The organism is Chlorogloea sp. CCALA 695 (assembly GCF_003003885.1).
In the GTDB taxonomy this organism is placed as follows: Bacteria; Cyanobacteriota; Cyanobacteriia; order Cyanobacteriales; family Chroococcidiopsidaceae; genus Aliterella.
On the sequence record NZ_PVWN01000001.1, the window covers coordinates 88,375 to 102,258 of the forward strand.

The window sequence follows — 13,884 nt, forward strand, 5'->3', positions numbered from 1 at the left end:
ATTAAAATGTCAAAATTGACCAATCTTGTTCGCGGTAATAATGCGTCATATCATCAAACTTCCGCAACTCGGCTTGATAAATTTTCAATGGGTAGTCTGACAATTGTTGATTTAGTTCGCTAATTGTTTTAATAAGGTGATCGCGCTCTAAGCTTGGTGTAACTTCCCCAAAATAGCCTAACGTAATATGGGGCGTAAAATGATAGTGCTGTTCCATGCCCAAAGCTGTTAAATCGGGGCTTTGATAAATTGCTCGCCGCAGATTTAATATTTGATTATAAGCATTTTCATTTTTGGGTACTAGAGAAACACCAATTGCTCTTGGCATAACTGTTATGCCCAAAATCTGCCACTCTATCGGTGATGCTATTTTCGATTGCTGATACTGCTCAAATATTTTCGAGATGGCGTTAATTAACTTAGTATCAAATTTTTCTACATTTTCTTGGGCATAGTTGTAAGCACTTTCCCAGATTAAATCTGCCAAGGTAAGATGAAGGCTACCAGGCGGTACAGGTACAATTAAATCTTTTGGGGCGAGTTCAATTAGCTGTTTTTGAAAGCTATGGAGACTTTGATAAAAATCGATATTTTGGTTATCTTCCTGAGCGGGGGGCGCAATTACGGTATAACCAGGGAAAGCTACAGCTTGTCTTCCACCTCCAGGAAGTGGTTTAAACTTCGGCGATGAGTGGATGTGCTGCACTTGCGTTTTGTAATTTTCTGGCATCGCCAGCTTTGCTACCCGGGTTAAATAAGTCTGATAATTGTCATCCAAGATCCGTCGCCTCGCTTCCCTTGTTAAATTTTACGCCAAGATTAGTCATTTAAAAATTTGTGTAGCTAACAAATACTTTCTTATGCCAATTTACTACTATTGGGGAGATGATGAATTTGCGATCGCATCATCAGTACAGATATTACGCGATCGTACTGTCGATTCTAACTGGGCTAGTTTTAACTATACTCAACACCTTTGTGATACTCCTGATGCGGTTACTGAAGCGCTAAATCAAGCTATGACTCCACCTTTTGGCAGTGGTAGCCGTTTAGTTTGGCTAGTAAATACTACTATTGGTCAACAATGCCCTGACGATCTACTTGTTCAATTAAAGCGTACTTTGCCTGTAATCCCCGAAACGTCAGTTTTGCTACTAACTAGCCGCAATAAACCCGATGGTAGGCTTAAATCTACAGCTTTGTGGAAAGAGTACGCCGAAATTAAGGAATTTGCCCTAATTCCGCCTTGGGAGACAAAGCAGCTAGTACAGCAAGTTGAAAAAATTGCCCAAGAAGTCGGGGTAAAACTATCTTCTAGCAGCACAACTTTAATCGCCCAATCTGTAGGTAATAATACTCGCCAATTGTACAATGAGTTGACAAAATTGCGTTTGTATGCTGGAGACTCTCAAGCCCCAATAAGTATAGATATTGTCAATAATTTAGTTCAAGCCACATCGCAAACGAGCTTAGACTTAGTAAAAGTAATTGCTGAGGGAAATACCGCCCAGGCGTTAACATTGGTAGGGCAATTACTCAATCGTAACGAGCCTGGTTTAAAAATTGTTGCCACTTTAGTCGGACAATTTCGGACATGGTTATGGGTAAAAATAATGACAGCTCAAGAGCGCGATAAAAAAGTAATTGCTCAAGCAGCAGAAATTGGTAACCCTAACCGCGTTTACTTTCTCCAGCAAGAAGTAAAGTCTCTTAGCACCGAGCAACTTGTGGCTACTTTACCTTTGTTGCTAGAGTTGGAAGTTAGTCTCAAGCAAGGAGGCGAAGAAGAGGCTCTGCTGCAAACTAAAGTTATCCAGCTAAGTCAAATTTTCCTATAACTTAGCGGTAGACTTTGTTATACGGCAATTAATCGCTGGAACTTATCAGGTCTAAAATACTTCAAAACATAATGATACCGCTCCGGTGTTGTAGTTTTGTCAAGATCCGTAATTATGCTTACCCCTTTACCATTCAATTCTTACCCAAACCGGATGTTGTCGCGCAGTCTTATTGTGGTAGTTTTTTCGGCTCTAGGTTTGCTCTCTGGATTTGCGCCCGACGTTTCCGGGCGTTTTGGAAGTATAGTTTTTAGTAGCGCCGCTTACGCCCAAGAATTTAGCGATAGCGATATTGCCAAATTTTCCCGCGCTGCGTTGGCGATTGAAATGGAGCGCCGAAGTACCCAGCAAAAAATTAGCAGTCTGACTGGAGGAAATGTACCAGAAGTTAGTTGCGATCGCTCAGAAGCTTTAGCTAATCTCTCAGAAGGTATCCGTAACGAATTTGAAAGTTTTTGCGAGTTTTCAGCCAAAAAGATTCGAGACAACGGTTTAGATGTGGGGCAATTTAACGCCATCAAAAATAGGTATAATAGCGATCCTGCCGTTAAAAAACGAGTAAATCAAGAATTGCGCCGTCTGCGTGGGTGAAGTTATTTATGCTAACTTTGACGCAAATAAAGCTGCCAAACAAGTCTATTTTAGTCAATTTTAGTTTAGCTCTAACGGCGGAAGAACGTACTCGCAGCCGCCATCGTTTTACAACGGTAGAAGGAGAAATTGTCTACTTACATTTACCTAGAGGAACAGTATTGCAAGACGGAGATTTGTTGCAAGACTACGGAGAAACTATTTTAGTGCGAGTTAGCGCCAAATTAGAGCCAGTTATTACCGTAACTACAACTAATTCTTTAGAATTACTCAAAGCTGCGTATCACCTAGGCAATCGTCACGTACTTGTAGAAATTTCTACCGATTATTTACGTTTAGCGCCCGACCCAGTATTGCAGAAAATGCTAGAACAGCTAAACTTTGAGGTAATTTCTGAAATTATGCCATTTTTTCCTGAACAAGGCGCTTACAAGCATCATAGCGATGGATAGTCAGGTTTTAAGCTTATTACAGTTAGTTAGTCCGGCTTTACCTGTGGGAGCTTATAGTTACTCAGAAGGATTAGAGACGCTGGTAGAATGGGGAACAATTAGTAGTAACCGCACACTCAAGCATTGGTTAGAGCAAGAATTGAGTTATGGCGCAATTCGTACCGAAGCGGCGGTAATGTTACGGGCTTACCAGGCTACAGTCTCGAAGGATAAAACCGCTTTAAGTTACTGGAATACATGGCTATCCGCCGCCCGAGAAACTAGCGAGTTACGCGCCTCTAGCTGGCAAATGGGACAAAGTTTAATGCACTTGTTGTTAGCGATTAAACCTACAGAAGCGCAGAGTTTTTGTGTACAGGGTGAGTGTAATTATGCTGTTTGTTTGGGAGTTTTCGCTGCTTTGGAGCAAATAGACTCAAAATCTTTAATTCTCGGCTATTTGCACAGTTGGGCAAATAATTTAATTACTGCGGGTGTAAAACTAATTCCTTTGGGACAAACCGCCGGACAAATTTTATTACACGAATTACACGCTAATATTAGCGCTGCGGCTACAGAAATTATTAGCTTAGAAGACGATAAGCTTAGTAGTTGCTCTTGGGGTTTATCACTAGCAAGTATGGCGCACGAAACACAATACACGCGCTTGTTTCGCAGTTAAATGGGTAATAGGTAATGGGTAATGGATAATTAAGCAATGACCAATTCTCAATGACCAATTCCCAATGACCAATCCGCAAGTGAATGCTTTTCGTGTCGGAGTAGCTGGGCCCGTTGGCTCTGGTAAAACAGCTTTGGTAGATGCTCTGTGTAAAGCATTGCGCCAACAATATAATATTGCCGTAGTCACAAATGACATTTATACTCAAGAAGATGCTCAGTATTTAGTGCGAAGTCAAGCTTTAGAGAGCGATCGCATTATTGGGGTAGAAACGGGTGGTTGTCCACATACGGCGATTAGAGAAGATGCGTCAATTAACTTAGTTGCGATCGCCCAATTAGAACAAAAATTTTCTAACCTAGACTTGGTATTTTTGGAAAGTGGCGGCGACAATTTGGCAGCAACTTTTAGTCCAGAATTGGTAGATTTAACTATATACGTGATTGATGTAGCCGCCGGAGACAAGATCCCGCGTAAAGGTGGGCCAGGAATTACTAAGTCTGATTTGCTTGTAATTAACAAAATTGATCTTGCTCCTTACGTAGAAGCCGATTTAGGCATCATGGAGCGCGATACTAAAAAAATGCGGGGTGATAAAGCGTTTGTGTTTACTAACTTAAAGACGCAAATCGGAGTTGATACGGTAATTGATTTTGTACAGAGTTATCTTTGCTAGGGTTTAAACCACATGGAGCAAGAAAGACGTTGCAATGCAACTCTACACTAAAATTTATACATTTAATTAGCAACGCTGTTTATTTATAATTGACTATATATAATAAAAAATTATGCAAATTCCTCGCTTGCATCCCGATACTGTGGAGCAAGTAAAACAAAAAGCAGACATTTACGATGTTATTTCCGATCATGTTGTTTTACGCAAAGGTGGTAAAGGCTTTGTAGGCTTATGTCCTTTTCACACCGAAAAAACTCCTAGTTTTAGCGTCAGTCAATCGAAGCAAATGTATTACTGCTTTGGCTGTAACGTTGGGGGAGATGCGATTAAGTTTTTGATGGAGTTACAAAAGCAATCTTTTAGCGAAGTAGTATTAGACTTAGCTAGGCGCTATCAAGTAACAGTCCAAACTTTAGAACCTGAGCAACGCCAGCAATTACAGCAACAGTTGTCGTTACGAGAGCAATTGTACGAGATTTTAGCGATCGCTAGTCGGTTTTATCAACACGCTCTATACCAACCTCAAGGCGAAACAGCGTTACATTACTTATTTGCCCGAAAACTCAAAGCTGAAACTATCCAGCAATTTAACTTAGGCTACGCGCCCGATAGTTGGGAAACTTTGTATCGTTACTTAGTAGAGCAAAAACGTTACCCAGTACAGTTGCTACAACAGGCGGGTTTACTGCGTCAACGTCAATCGGGAGATGGCTATTATGACTATTTCCGCCATCGCGTAATTATTCCCATCCTCGATTTGCAAGGGCGAGTTATTGGCTTTGGGGGAAGAAGTTTAGGCGATGAGCAACCAAAGTATCTTAACTCCCCAGAAACGGAGCTTTTTAGTAAAGGTAAAACCTTATTTGCTTTAGATAAAGCTAAATCGGCAATTTCTGAGCTTGATTGTGCGGTAGTAGTTGAAGGATATTTTGATGCAATTTCGCTGCACGCTGCGGGAATAACTAATGTAGCCGCTTCTCTGGGTACAGCGCTGAGTTTAGAGCAAGTAAGGCAAATATTACGTTACAGCGAGTCAAAACAATTAATTCTCAACTTTGATGCGGATGTGGCGGGTATTCAAGCGTCCGAAAGAGCCATTGGTGAAATTGCTAACCTCGCTTATCGCGGCGAAGTACAACTAAAAATCCTTAATTTACCCGCCGGGAAAGATGCAGACGAATACTTACATACTTCCACCCCAGAGGATTACAGAGATTTACTCGCAAAGGCTCCATTGTGGTTAGATTGGCAAATTTTACAACTAATAGGCGATCGCAATCTTAAACAAGCTACAGACTTTCAGCAAGTGGCTAAAGCAATGGTAAAGCTACTCCAGCAAATTGATAACAGCGATACCCGCAATTATTATGTAAGTCGCTGCGCGGAGATTCTTAGCTTAGGAGATGCGCGACTTGTACCATTACGAGCAGAGAATTTATTAGCCCAAATTTCTCCTAAATATCAGTCAAATAAGCCGATTTCGTCCAAAACTCAAAAACCGAGTAATCCCAAAGATAAAGCCTTCCCCGAAGCCTCAGAGCGCAGTCTACTAGAGCAAGCAGAGGCTTTGCTATTGCGAATTTATCTTCACTGCCCAGAACATCGTCAAGCCGTCACTAGCGCCTTACAAGAGCAAAATTTGCAATTTAGTTTGTCTCATCACCGTTTTTTATGGCAGCAAATTGTCGATGAAAAGTCTGAAATCCACCAAACAGAGGAGCAAGTCAGTTTAGTTTCTCGTATTCAAACTCGCTGTTTGCAATCTGCTACAGAAATAGCCCAAGTTTCTCCTCTATTTCACTTAGATGAAAAAACCCAGCAAGATTTACTCCGGGGTACGCAAGTAATTCAAGCCGCCACCGCTTGTATGGAAAGAGTGTTGTGTGAAAAACGCTATCGCTCGTTTTTGGATTTGTGGGAGCAAACAGATCCTATAAACGATCCTGAGAACTCCCAATTATATTATCAGTCGTTGTACACCGCACAAAGGCGGCTGCAAGAGTTAGATTTGATGCGCCAATTTTGCTTGACAGACTTACTATAGTGGCGCATCTAATACTTACTTACACATCAACGTTTCGCGGGTTTCTTTCCCAGTGGTGGGGTTAGTACCTTGAGCTATTTTACACAAGTTGTCTTGCTCATCTTGGCGGAGCAATACATCGCTAAAATCCGCACCGTCAATAATTGCGCCGTCAAACTTAGCATTAGCAGCAAAAGCCCCGGTTAAAACAGCATTAGTCAAGTTAGTTTTAATAATTCGGGCTGCATCTAAGGTTGCATTAGTCAGATTTGCGCCTTCCAAATTTGCCGACTCTAAATTAGCCGCAAAAAAACTTACACCTGTCAAATCGCTATGGCTAAGATTGCTGTTGCGTAAATTGGCTTTAGTAAAACTTGCATCGGTCAATACTTGCCCAGAAAAATCTCTGCCGAGCAAGTTTTCTCTGTTATAGTCAAGAGCGAAAGCTGGGGAAATCCAAATACTTGCACTTACGAGCATCGCTAATAAACACAGTAAGCCGCTCAAAATCTGCTTGTGTAGCACAGTTGTAGAATTCATTTTATGTTGTAGCCAATGGCAAACGATCGCTCATCTCATTATCCCGATATAGGTGTTTTAGGAGAAGATTTTATTGCTCAATGGTTACAATCTAACAGTTGGCAAATTTTACATCGTCGTTGGCGTTGCCGTTGGGGAGAAATTGACTTAATTGCTAATAATTGCGATTCTTTAGCCTTTGTCGAAGTCAAAACGCGCAGTGCTGGAAGTTGGGATGCGGGAGGGTTACTAGCAATTACGCCTCAAAAGCAAGCAAAGCTCTGGAAAACTGCTCAAAGCTTTTTAGCTACTTATCAAGAGTTTGCGGAGTATACTTGTAGCTTTGATGTGGCGCTGGTTTATTGCGAAAAGACTTCGCCCGATTTAAAATACAATTTGTCTTTAAAAGAATATATCCCCGCCGCTTTTTAAATATAGACGTAGCATCTTTTTAAATAGAGACGTAGCGATGCTACGTCTCTACGCTAATGTTTCTGGACAATAACCCAAACCTTGCACAAATTGCTGACGGAAAGCTTCAATTTCTTCTCTTTCTGGGCTACCATGCGAAACTACTACTACTTGATACCGACGCATTACATCAATAGGCGATTGTCCAGATTCTAAGTCCCAAAGTGCCATATTTACACGCATGGAAGGCTCGTAGGCTATGCCCAACTCATTCAAAAAAGCTCTAAAATCTCCATCTTGTTGCCCATCGAGGGGAGATGCTGTTTTAATCTTAACGATCCAGCCCTCGATTTGATGAATTACACTAACAAAGCTAATGGGGATTTGGGGTCTGCGATGCAGATGCTCGACAATCCTCAAAGTGAGGGTAGCATTGGCAAGATAATAAATGTATTCCATTGCTGCTTTTTAGGGGCGAGTCAATCTTAGGCTTCTATTGTCGCAAAGTGGCGATCGCTATGGCTAGGGGGTAACTCCTACTTTTATCGGGGTAAATCTACCCAAATATTTTATTTTTATGCTTAGTAGAAGTCTAAAAAACTATAAAAATCCAGTTTACTAACTGCTCACATTATGATTCAAGATTCTAATCCTACTTTAAATTCGCTGAATTTTTCAGATAGCTCTTTAGCTAGTTATGATTACAGGCTTCCTTTAGAACAAATTGCTCAAAATCCAGCGTTTCCTAGAGATAGCGCCAAGTTGCTAGTTGTAAACTCGTCCACTGATTACCATCACGGCATTTTTAGCGATTTACCTTCATTGCTGCAACCGGGGGATTTGCTAATTATGAACGATACGCGAGTTATTCCCGCACGGCTTTACGGACGTAAAACTAGCGGCGCAGCTATAGAAGTTTTGCTACTAGAAGAAAAACAAACTAATACTTGGTTGGCTTTGGTTAAGCCCGGAAAGCGCTTACAGCCAGGAGTACAGATTGTGTTTGTAGGGACAAAAGAACAATATATTACTGCTACTGTACTAGAAATTGATGAACCTACGGGGGGACGTTTATTAAAGTTTGATGTCCCAAATAATTTATCTTTGTTGCAGGTGATAGACTCTTTTGGGAAAATGCCTTTACCGCCTTATATTACAAATTCCCAGGCAGATGATGACGAATATCAAACAGTGTACGCTCAAAACTTAGGCGCGATCGCATCTCCCACAGCCGGACTCCACTTTACACCCGAATTAATCCAAAAACTAGCAGAATTAGGCATAAACTCGGCTTTTGTAACCTTGCACGTAGGCGTAGGTACATTTCGCCCAGTGGAAGTAGAAGACGTAACCACCCACAAAATGCACGGCGAATGGATAGATGTTTCTCAAGCAACCGTAGAACAAATCCGCGCTACCAAAGCCAAAGGAGGAAGAATTATTGCGGTGGGAACAACGGCGGTAAGGGCGTTAGAAGGGGCGGCGGCAGCATCGGGACAATTAAAGCCTTTTTGCGGTAAAACTCATATGTTTATCTATCCTGGCTATCAATGGCGGGTGGTGGATGGATTAATTACTAACTTTCACTTACCCCGTTCTAGTTTACTAATGCTAGTTAGTGCGTTAATTGGACGACAAAGATTGTTAGACTTGTACGAGGATGCGATCGCCCAATCTTACCGTTTTTATTCCTTTGGTGATGCGATGCTAATATTGCCAGAAGCTACAGTTAATCGCCCATAATATGAACTACAAGTTCTCTTTGTTGGCTTCTTTCTCGATGTTCCCAGATATAGATTCCTTGCCAAGTGCCTAATACAAGCCGATTTTGGGAGATAGGTATTTGCTCAGAGGTATGAGTTAAAGCTGTACGGATATGTGCTGGCATATCGTCCGCACCTTCGGCATTATGGATATATGGTGCAGATTCGGGGACTAATTTAGCAAGAAAGTTAGATAAATCTAGAAGTACATCGGGATCAGCATTCTCTTGAATTATCAAGCTTGCAGAAGTATGGCGGAGAAATATTGTACAAAGTCCTGTTTTTACCCCAGATTCGGCAACTATAGACTCTATTTTGGCTGTGATTTTGTATAGAGATTTGCCTTTAGTTGAAATTCTGAGTAATTGTTGATGGTGCATAATTAAGACAAATAGCTAATAACTGATTGGGCAACTTCTTCATTTCCATTTTTAGCTATAGAATCAGTTTTGTGTGGTAGCTGGGGCGATTGATGTAAAAATTCCCAGTTTCCCTGAAAAAACTCTGCGGGGGTAAGAATTTGATGTTGGGAATAGTTGGTAATCCCTTCTAGCAATAAAGCAGCTTCCGCAAAATCGTCACGAGTCATAGTCACAATGGGAACATTTAAACGCACCGCTTCGGCGAAGGTACTGTAACCAGGCTTAGAAACTACTTTCCCACATAGCGGCATAAAGTCCACTGGGCGATATTTTCGGTCAGTGATTTTGAGTAAATTAGGTAAATTGGGCGCAGAAGCATCGAAGCTGATAAATTGCCAATCAGGAAAGTTTTTAAGATTATCGTAGGGTATTTGCTGCAAACCCAAGCCGCCAAAGGTAAGTAAAGCTGTTTTCTCTATAGGTGTATTTATTTGCCAAGTTGCGCGGATTTCGTCGTCTGGGTAGCGAGGAGAACCCCCAATTAAACCAACATCGGTAATATTGTTAAAAGCACTCATCGGTTCATGAAATGGTAGCCGCAATAACAAGTCGCATTGACTGTAACATTCGCTCATCCAATCCCCTATCTCTCTAAATTCTTTTCCCCAATCTTGATAAATAAAATCCCAACTAAAGTTGCTCATCGCCCAGCAGGGAATCCCGGCATTTTTGGCAAAAACCGCAGCTAAAGGCGGAATATCAGCCAAAATTAGACTAACGCGGTTTTGACGAATAAAGTTAACTTCCGAAGCTACAATACTGCGCTGTTTTGCCTTAATTTCTTGCAATTTCTCTAAAGTAGCAGCTTTATCCATTGTCAAACTATCCGCTTGTACCACACCAATATCAAAGCTACGGGGACGATAAATAAAATCTCCTTCAATGTAGGATTCCAATAACCAACGCGGTGCAGTGGTGACGATGATTAGCAATACATCGGGATAAAGCTTTTGAATAGTTGCAGCAACAGAAGCAGCGCGGGTAGTATGACCAAAACCGTGATTGGTGATAGCTATATAAATAATCGGTCTAAGCATAGTTTAGTAATTTAAAAACTCCAAAAGTATGTTAAAGCACAAGTATTCCCAAAATGTCAGTTTATAACTTAATTTGATGAAAGAGATAAAAGCAGAAATTATCGAAATTGCAACCAAAATGATTGAGGAAAAAATAGATTTATTAGAAGGTTGTCGTATATTAGTGCATCTTCAAGGTAAATTAAATGATCCACCTGAAGCGTTCTTTATATTGAGAGGTATAGATTCCGAAACAGATATTTTTCCTACTTCGCAAGCAGAAAGAAAACAATGGAATCCAGAAGTGTTAGCAAGGTTAGACAAAGAAAAAGATGAATATATTTCTTCAATCAAAGGAATAATGATAGAAGCGTGTAGCAAAATAATGGCTACGGGGTTTGAGTAACGAACAATAGCGCATCTAAAATCCTTAACTCAATCAGTGTAATAGAACTTAATAAGGCTATTGTTGCCCAATTCATCTTGCGTAAGTAGCTTAAGCTTAATCCAGATAAGTTACGGCGATCGCAATATAGGCTAAATATTGCTAATAAAACTCTCAATTCCTTCAACTAATCGATCTATTTCTGAGGTCAGCGTTAGATAATGGACGCAAGCACGGACGCAATCAGGATCTAATAATATCCGCGTCATGATTTTTTGCTCCTCTAGAAACTCTACCAATTGGCGGTTTTTACTATTATCAAGTTGAAAAGATACAAGTCCCGCTTCTGGTGGAGATGTCCGTAAACATTTAATTTTGGGTAGTTGATTTAGCTTTTCCCACAAATACTTGCTTAAATCGCAAATTTGCTCGTATCTTTCCTCCGCACTTCCCCATTGCTGATGAGTTGCGATCGCCTCTCTTAATCCTGCATACTGTCCGTAAGCTGATGTTGCCACCTCATATCTGCGTCCGTCTGGTTGCCAACCTGTAGGATTGCCTTTAGTATCGGTCAAAATACCCCGCCAACCTATAAACGTCGGTTGTAAGCTTTCTCGCGCTTCTGGATGCACGTACAAGCCACCTACACCCGCCGCACCACACCACCATTTATGACCTGTAAAGGCATAAAAATCTACACCTAATTCGGTTAAATTTAAAGGCAAAGATCCCACCGATTGCGCTGCATCTACTAAAATTCTTACATTAGCTTGTCTGCATACTTTAACGATTTTGTCAAGGGGCAAAACTTGCCCGGTATTCCAAAGCAAATGACTTAAAACTAATAAACGAGTGCGCGGCTTTAAATACTGCTCAATTACTTCTACAGGATCGCCTTCATTTAAAGTTGCCATAATCGGACAAGTATCGATTTCTACCCCAAATCTGCGCCCAATTTCTCGTACTGTGGCGATTATACCCGGATGTTCGCAGTCGGTAAGTAAAATGCGATCGCTCTTTTGCCAATCAATCCCCCACAAAGCAATGTTGCAGCCCACCGTAACATCTTCCGTTAAGGTAATAGTATCAGGTGTAGTATTTAGTTCTAGGGCGATCGCCTTTCTAGTTTCTTCTACTTGCTGGGCAATCCAGCCATTAACCTTTGTTGAAAATGGCCCATAAGTTTGGATATACTCTTGAGCATTATTTGTCGCATTAATTGCCGATTGAGGAATTGGGCCTTGTCCGCCATAATTAAAATAAGTCTTATTTGCTAAAGCTGGAAACTGCTGGCGATGTAACTGGAGTTTAGATTGGGAAGTAGAAATACTCATAAATAAAAAGTAACAGTTTTATTAACTCTAACGCCGCAAGTACGCTTGCTCTTTTTCTCCCCGAATCCTAACAAGACTATAGAAACGTAAGAATTCCCTAGCAAATTATGGCGTTGCTGAAAGTGTGATGATTTTTCCTTTTGCACCTCTCCTGTCTCCTCGTCATTGTTACCACATTGGGAATTGCTTATAGAAATTATTACCAATTACCAATTACCAAATTATTGTTAGTCTAGAGCCATGCTGCTTAATGCTGAAATTTTATTACAATACCAACGCTGTAAGCGAAGGGCTTTTTTAGATACTAATGGCGATCTTAGCCAAAGAGATCCAATTGGTGATGGGCTGCATAGAGTAATCCAAGAAAAATTTACCTATCAAAAATTTGTTTTAGCTCAATACAACTATCACCGCCCAGAATATCCCAAAAATGATTGGAAAGCGGGAGCAAAAGCCACTATTGAATTAATGCGCCAAGGCGTAGAATGTATCTATAAAGGAGTAATACTTGCACCTTACTCTGAAGAAATTACCTTATTAAGTCGTCCGCATTTATTAATTAAGCAGCAAGGATACTCCAAGTTTGGCGAATGGTTGTATATCCCCGCCAATATTCAATTAGGCAAACGTCCCAAGTTGGAGTATCAAATTGTAGCAGCCTATGACGCGGAAATGTTGGCAATTTCTCAAGCTGGCGATCCTCCTACAGCTTTGCTGATATTACGGCGTACTGACGCTTACGAAGTCAGTTTAAGTAAATGGATTCCCTTAATGCACTTATCGGTTGAGGAGTGCATTAATACTCTAAACTCCCCAGAAATTCCTGAAGTATTTATTTCTCGGCAAAAATGCAACTTTTGCGGTTGGCTTACTCAATGTTACGCCGAAGCTAAAGCAATTGAACACCTTTCGCTGTTACCTGGTGTCACGCCTAATCGCTACACTGACTTGCAAACTATTGACTTAGTTACCTTAGAATCTCTAGCTAAAGCAAATCCCGACTTCATCAACACTCTACCCAGTTTTGAAGACAAAAGCGCCCAGCAATTAGTATTACAGGCTCAATCAGTAAAGCTTAATAGCCCGATTCTTTTACCTTTTGGTAGTGCTTATGAAATTCAAAAAACTCTACCCACACCAACATCTCAAATAGTTTTACAGGATCTATTACAAAGTAAATATTTACCGCCAAATCCTGAGTCCTTGATTGCTCCCATAGAACTCTACTTTGATATTGAAGCGCAGCCAGACTTAAACTTAGATTACTTGTTAGGGGTTCTAGTTTGCGATCGCACAGCAAATACCCAAAAGTATTACGCTTTTTTGGCAGAAAACCAAGCCGAAGAAGCAAAAGTATGGCAGCAATTTCTAGATTTAGTCGAACAATATCCCCAAGCGCCCATCTTTCATTTTTGCCCCTACGAAGTCGATACAGTCAAGCGATTAGCTAAACTCTATCACACCCCAAACGAGCAAATATCACAGCTATTGACAAGGTTTATCGATATCTACGAGCAAGTAGCGCATACTGTCGTCTTACCAACGGAAAGCTACGCTTTAAAAACTGTAGCGCGGTGGCTGGGTTTTGCGTGGCGCAACCCCGAAGCAAACGGCTCTCAATCAATACTTTGGTACGATAAATGGTTAGAAACAGGCGATCGCATTTTATTAGATGCGATCATTGAGTATAACGAAGATGATTGTCTCGCCACTCTTCATCTTAAAGATTGGTTTGTTAGTTTTTTACAAAATTCCTAACTAATAATCCTTTGATAACCTGGCTTTAATACCTG

Annotated in this window: 16 protein-coding genes; 10 read left to right on the forward strand and 6 right to left on the reverse strand. The window is 40.9% G+C overall.

Annotated elements, in window-relative coordinates; all coding sequences use genetic code 11:
- Nucleotide 1: 1 nt before the first annotated feature.
- Complete coding sequence (locus tag C7B70_RS00400; RefSeq protein ID WP_199191972.1) at nt 2–730, reverse strand: DUF1868 domain-containing protein; 729 nt, start codon at nt 728–730, stop codon at nt 2–4.
- Between the two features lie 130 nt (nt 731–860).
- On the opposite strand from C7B70_RS00400, the gene holA reads away from it, so the two are divergent.
- The 6 genes from holA to dnaG all read left to right on the forward strand — a co-directional run bounded on the left by holA (nt 861) and on the right by dnaG (nt 6,262).
- Nucleotides 861–1,838: a DNA polymerase III subunit delta gene (holA, locus tag C7B70_RS00405; RefSeq protein WP_106367100.1), complete on the forward strand. Its 978-nt coding sequence runs from the start codon at nt 861–863 to the stop codon at nt 1,836–1,838.
- Between the two features lie 114 nt (nt 1,839–1,952).
- Nucleotides 1,953–2,429: a DUF4168 domain-containing protein gene (locus C7B70_RS00410; RefSeq protein ID WP_106367101.1), complete on the forward strand. Its 477-nt coding sequence runs from the start codon at nt 1,953–1,955 to the stop codon at nt 2,427–2,429.
- An 8-nt stretch (nt 2,430–2,437) separates the two neighbouring features.
- Nucleotides 2,438–2,881 carry an urease accessory protein UreE gene (ureE, locus tag C7B70_RS00415; protein WP_106367272.1) on the forward strand — a complete coding sequence of 148 codons (444 nt, stop codon included), beginning with the start codon at nt 2,438–2,440 and terminating at the stop codon, nt 2,879–2,881.
- On the forward strand, nt 2,868–3,542 hold the full coding sequence (locus C7B70_RS00420; protein WP_369831794.1) for an urease accessory protein UreF: 675 nt from the start codon (nt 2,868–2,870) through the stop codon (nt 3,540–3,542). Before ureE ends, C7B70_RS00420 begins: the two co-directional genes overlap by 14 nt.
- 79 nt (nt 3,543–3,621) lie before the next feature.
- Nucleotides 3,622–4,218 carry an urease accessory protein UreG gene (gene ureG / locus C7B70_RS00425; protein WP_106367273.1) on the forward strand — a complete coding sequence of 199 codons (597 nt, stop codon included), beginning with the start codon at nt 3,622–3,624 and terminating at the stop codon, nt 4,216–4,218.
- A gap of 112 nt (nt 4,219–4,330) precedes the next feature.
- Nucleotides 4,331–6,262, forward strand: coding sequence for a DNA primase (gene dnaG, locus C7B70_RS00430; RefSeq protein ID WP_106367103.1), 1,932 nt, complete (start codon nt 4,331–4,333; stop codon nt 6,260–6,262).
- A 15-nt stretch (nt 6,263–6,277) separates the two neighbouring features.
- On the opposite strand, the gene C7B70_RS00435 is transcribed toward dnaG, so the two are convergent.
- Nucleotides 6,278–6,781, reverse strand: coding sequence for a pentapeptide repeat-containing protein (locus tag C7B70_RS00435; RefSeq protein ID WP_106367104.1), 504 nt, complete (start codon nt 6,779–6,781; stop codon nt 6,278–6,280).
- 15 nt (nt 6,782–6,796) lie between these two features.
- Between C7B70_RS00435 and C7B70_RS00440 the strand changes: the two genes are divergently transcribed.
- Nucleotides 6,797–7,192: a YraN family protein gene (locus C7B70_RS00440; RefSeq protein WP_106367105.1), complete on the forward strand. Its 396-nt coding sequence runs from the start codon at nt 6,797–6,799 to the stop codon at nt 7,190–7,192.
- A 48-nt stretch (nt 7,193–7,240) separates the two neighbouring features.
- On the opposite strand, the gene C7B70_RS00445 is transcribed toward C7B70_RS00440, so the two are convergent.
- On the reverse strand, nt 7,241–7,630 hold the full coding sequence (locus tag C7B70_RS00445; protein WP_106367106.1) for a hypothetical protein: 390 nt from the start codon (nt 7,628–7,630) through the stop codon (nt 7,241–7,243).
- A 174-nt stretch (nt 7,631–7,804) separates the two neighbouring features.
- On the opposite strand from C7B70_RS00445, the gene queA reads away from it, so the two are divergent.
- A complete protein-coding gene (queA, locus tag C7B70_RS00450) occupies nt 7,805–8,914 on the forward strand; it encodes a tRNA preQ1(34) S-adenosylmethionine ribosyltransferase-isomerase QueA (RefSeq protein ID WP_106367107.1) in 1,110 nt (369 codons plus the stop codon).
- Here queA and C7B70_RS00455 read toward each other — a convergent pair.
- Together C7B70_RS00455 and C7B70_RS00460 are read right to left on the reverse strand one after the other, a co-directional pair.
- Nucleotides 8,901–9,314 carry a secondary thiamine-phosphate synthase enzyme YjbQ gene (locus C7B70_RS00455; protein WP_369831781.1) on the reverse strand — a complete coding sequence of 138 codons (414 nt, stop codon included), beginning with the start codon at nt 9,312–9,314 and terminating at the stop codon, nt 8,901–8,903. The two genes, queA and C7B70_RS00455, sit on opposite strands and share 14 nt — an antisense overlap.
- A gap of 2 nt (nt 9,315–9,316) precedes the next feature.
- Nucleotides 9,317–10,393 (reverse strand): glycosyl transferase, encoded by a 1,077-nt coding sequence (locus C7B70_RS00460; protein ID WP_106367109.1) that lies wholly within the window; start codon nt 10,391–10,393, stop codon nt 9,317–9,319.
- A gap of 76 nt (nt 10,394–10,469) precedes the next feature.
- On the opposite strand from C7B70_RS00460, the gene C7B70_RS00465 reads away from it, so the two are divergent.
- Complete coding sequence (locus C7B70_RS00465) at nt 10,470–10,778, forward strand: DUF2489 domain-containing protein (protein WP_233220768.1); 309 nt, start codon at nt 10,470–10,472, stop codon at nt 10,776–10,778.
- 131 nt (nt 10,779–10,909) lie between these two features.
- On the opposite strand, the gene C7B70_RS00470 is transcribed toward C7B70_RS00465, so the two are convergent.
- Nucleotides 10,910–12,091: an aminotransferase class V-fold PLP-dependent enzyme gene (locus C7B70_RS00470; RefSeq protein ID WP_106367110.1), complete on the reverse strand. Its 1,182-nt coding sequence runs from the start codon at nt 12,089–12,091 to the stop codon at nt 10,910–10,912.
- A gap of 240 nt (nt 12,092–12,331) precedes the next feature.
- Here C7B70_RS00470 and C7B70_RS00475 point away from each other — a divergent pair, with 240 nt between their 5' ends.
- The gene (locus C7B70_RS00475) at nt 12,332–13,849 is read left to right on the forward strand and encodes a TM0106 family RecB-like putative nuclease (protein WP_106367111.1); all 1,518 of its coding nucleotides are present in this window, start codon (nt 12,332–12,334) and stop codon (nt 13,847–13,849) included.
- Nucleotides 13,850–13,884 lie beyond the last annotated feature (35 nt).

What these genes read in the sequence shown, in the direction of transcription:
- C7B70_RS00445 (WP_106367106.1), bottom strand. Translation starts at nt 7,630, where the DNA reads ATGGAATACATTTATTATCTTGCCAATGCTACCCTCACTTTGAGGATT.
- C7B70_RS00440 (WP_106367105.1), top strand. Translation starts at nt 6,797, where the DNA reads ATGGCAAACGATCGCTCATCTCATTATCCCGATATAGGTGTTTTAGGA.
- C7B70_RS00475 (WP_106367111.1), top strand. Translation starts at nt 12,332, where the DNA reads ATGCTGCTTAATGCTGAAATTTTATTACAATACCAACGCTGTAAGCGA.
- C7B70_RS00470 (WP_106367110.1), bottom strand. Translation starts at nt 12,091, where the DNA reads ATGAGTATTTCTACTTCCCAATCTAAACTCCAGTTACATCGCCAGCAG.
- ureE (WP_106367272.1), top strand. Translation starts at nt 2,438, where the DNA reads ATGCTAACTTTGACGCAAATAAAGCTGCCAAACAAGTCTATTTTAGTC.
- holA (WP_106367100.1), top strand. Translation starts at nt 861, where the DNA reads ATGCCAATTTACTACTATTGGGGAGATGATGAATTTGCGATCGCATCA.
- C7B70_RS00455 (WP_369831781.1), bottom strand. Translation starts at nt 9,314, where the DNA reads ATGCACCATCAACAATTACTCAGAATTTCAACTAAAGGCAAATCTCTA.
- C7B70_RS00410 (WP_106367101.1), top strand. Translation starts at nt 1,953, where the DNA reads ATGCTTACCCCTTTACCATTCAATTCTTACCCAAACCGGATGTTGTCG.
- C7B70_RS00460 (WP_106367109.1), bottom strand. Translation starts at nt 10,393, where the DNA reads ATGCTTAGACCGATTATTTATATAGCTATCACCAATCACGGTTTTGGT.
- dnaG (WP_106367103.1), top strand. Translation starts at nt 4,331, where the DNA reads ATGCAAATTCCTCGCTTGCATCCCGATACTGTGGAGCAAGTAAAACAA.
- C7B70_RS00400 (WP_199191972.1), bottom strand. Translation starts at nt 730, where the DNA reads ATGCCAGAAAATTACAAAACGCAAGTGCAGCACATCCACTCATCGCCG.
- C7B70_RS00435 (WP_106367104.1), bottom strand. Translation starts at nt 6,781, where the DNA reads ATGAATTCTACAACTGTGCTACACAAGCAGATTTTGAGCGGCTTACTG.
- C7B70_RS00465 (WP_233220768.1), top strand. Translation starts at nt 10,470, where the DNA reads ATGAAAGAGATAAAAGCAGAAATTATCGAAATTGCAACCAAAATGATT.
- queA (WP_106367107.1), top strand. Translation starts at nt 7,805, where the DNA reads ATGATTCAAGATTCTAATCCTACTTTAAATTCGCTGAATTTTTCAGAT.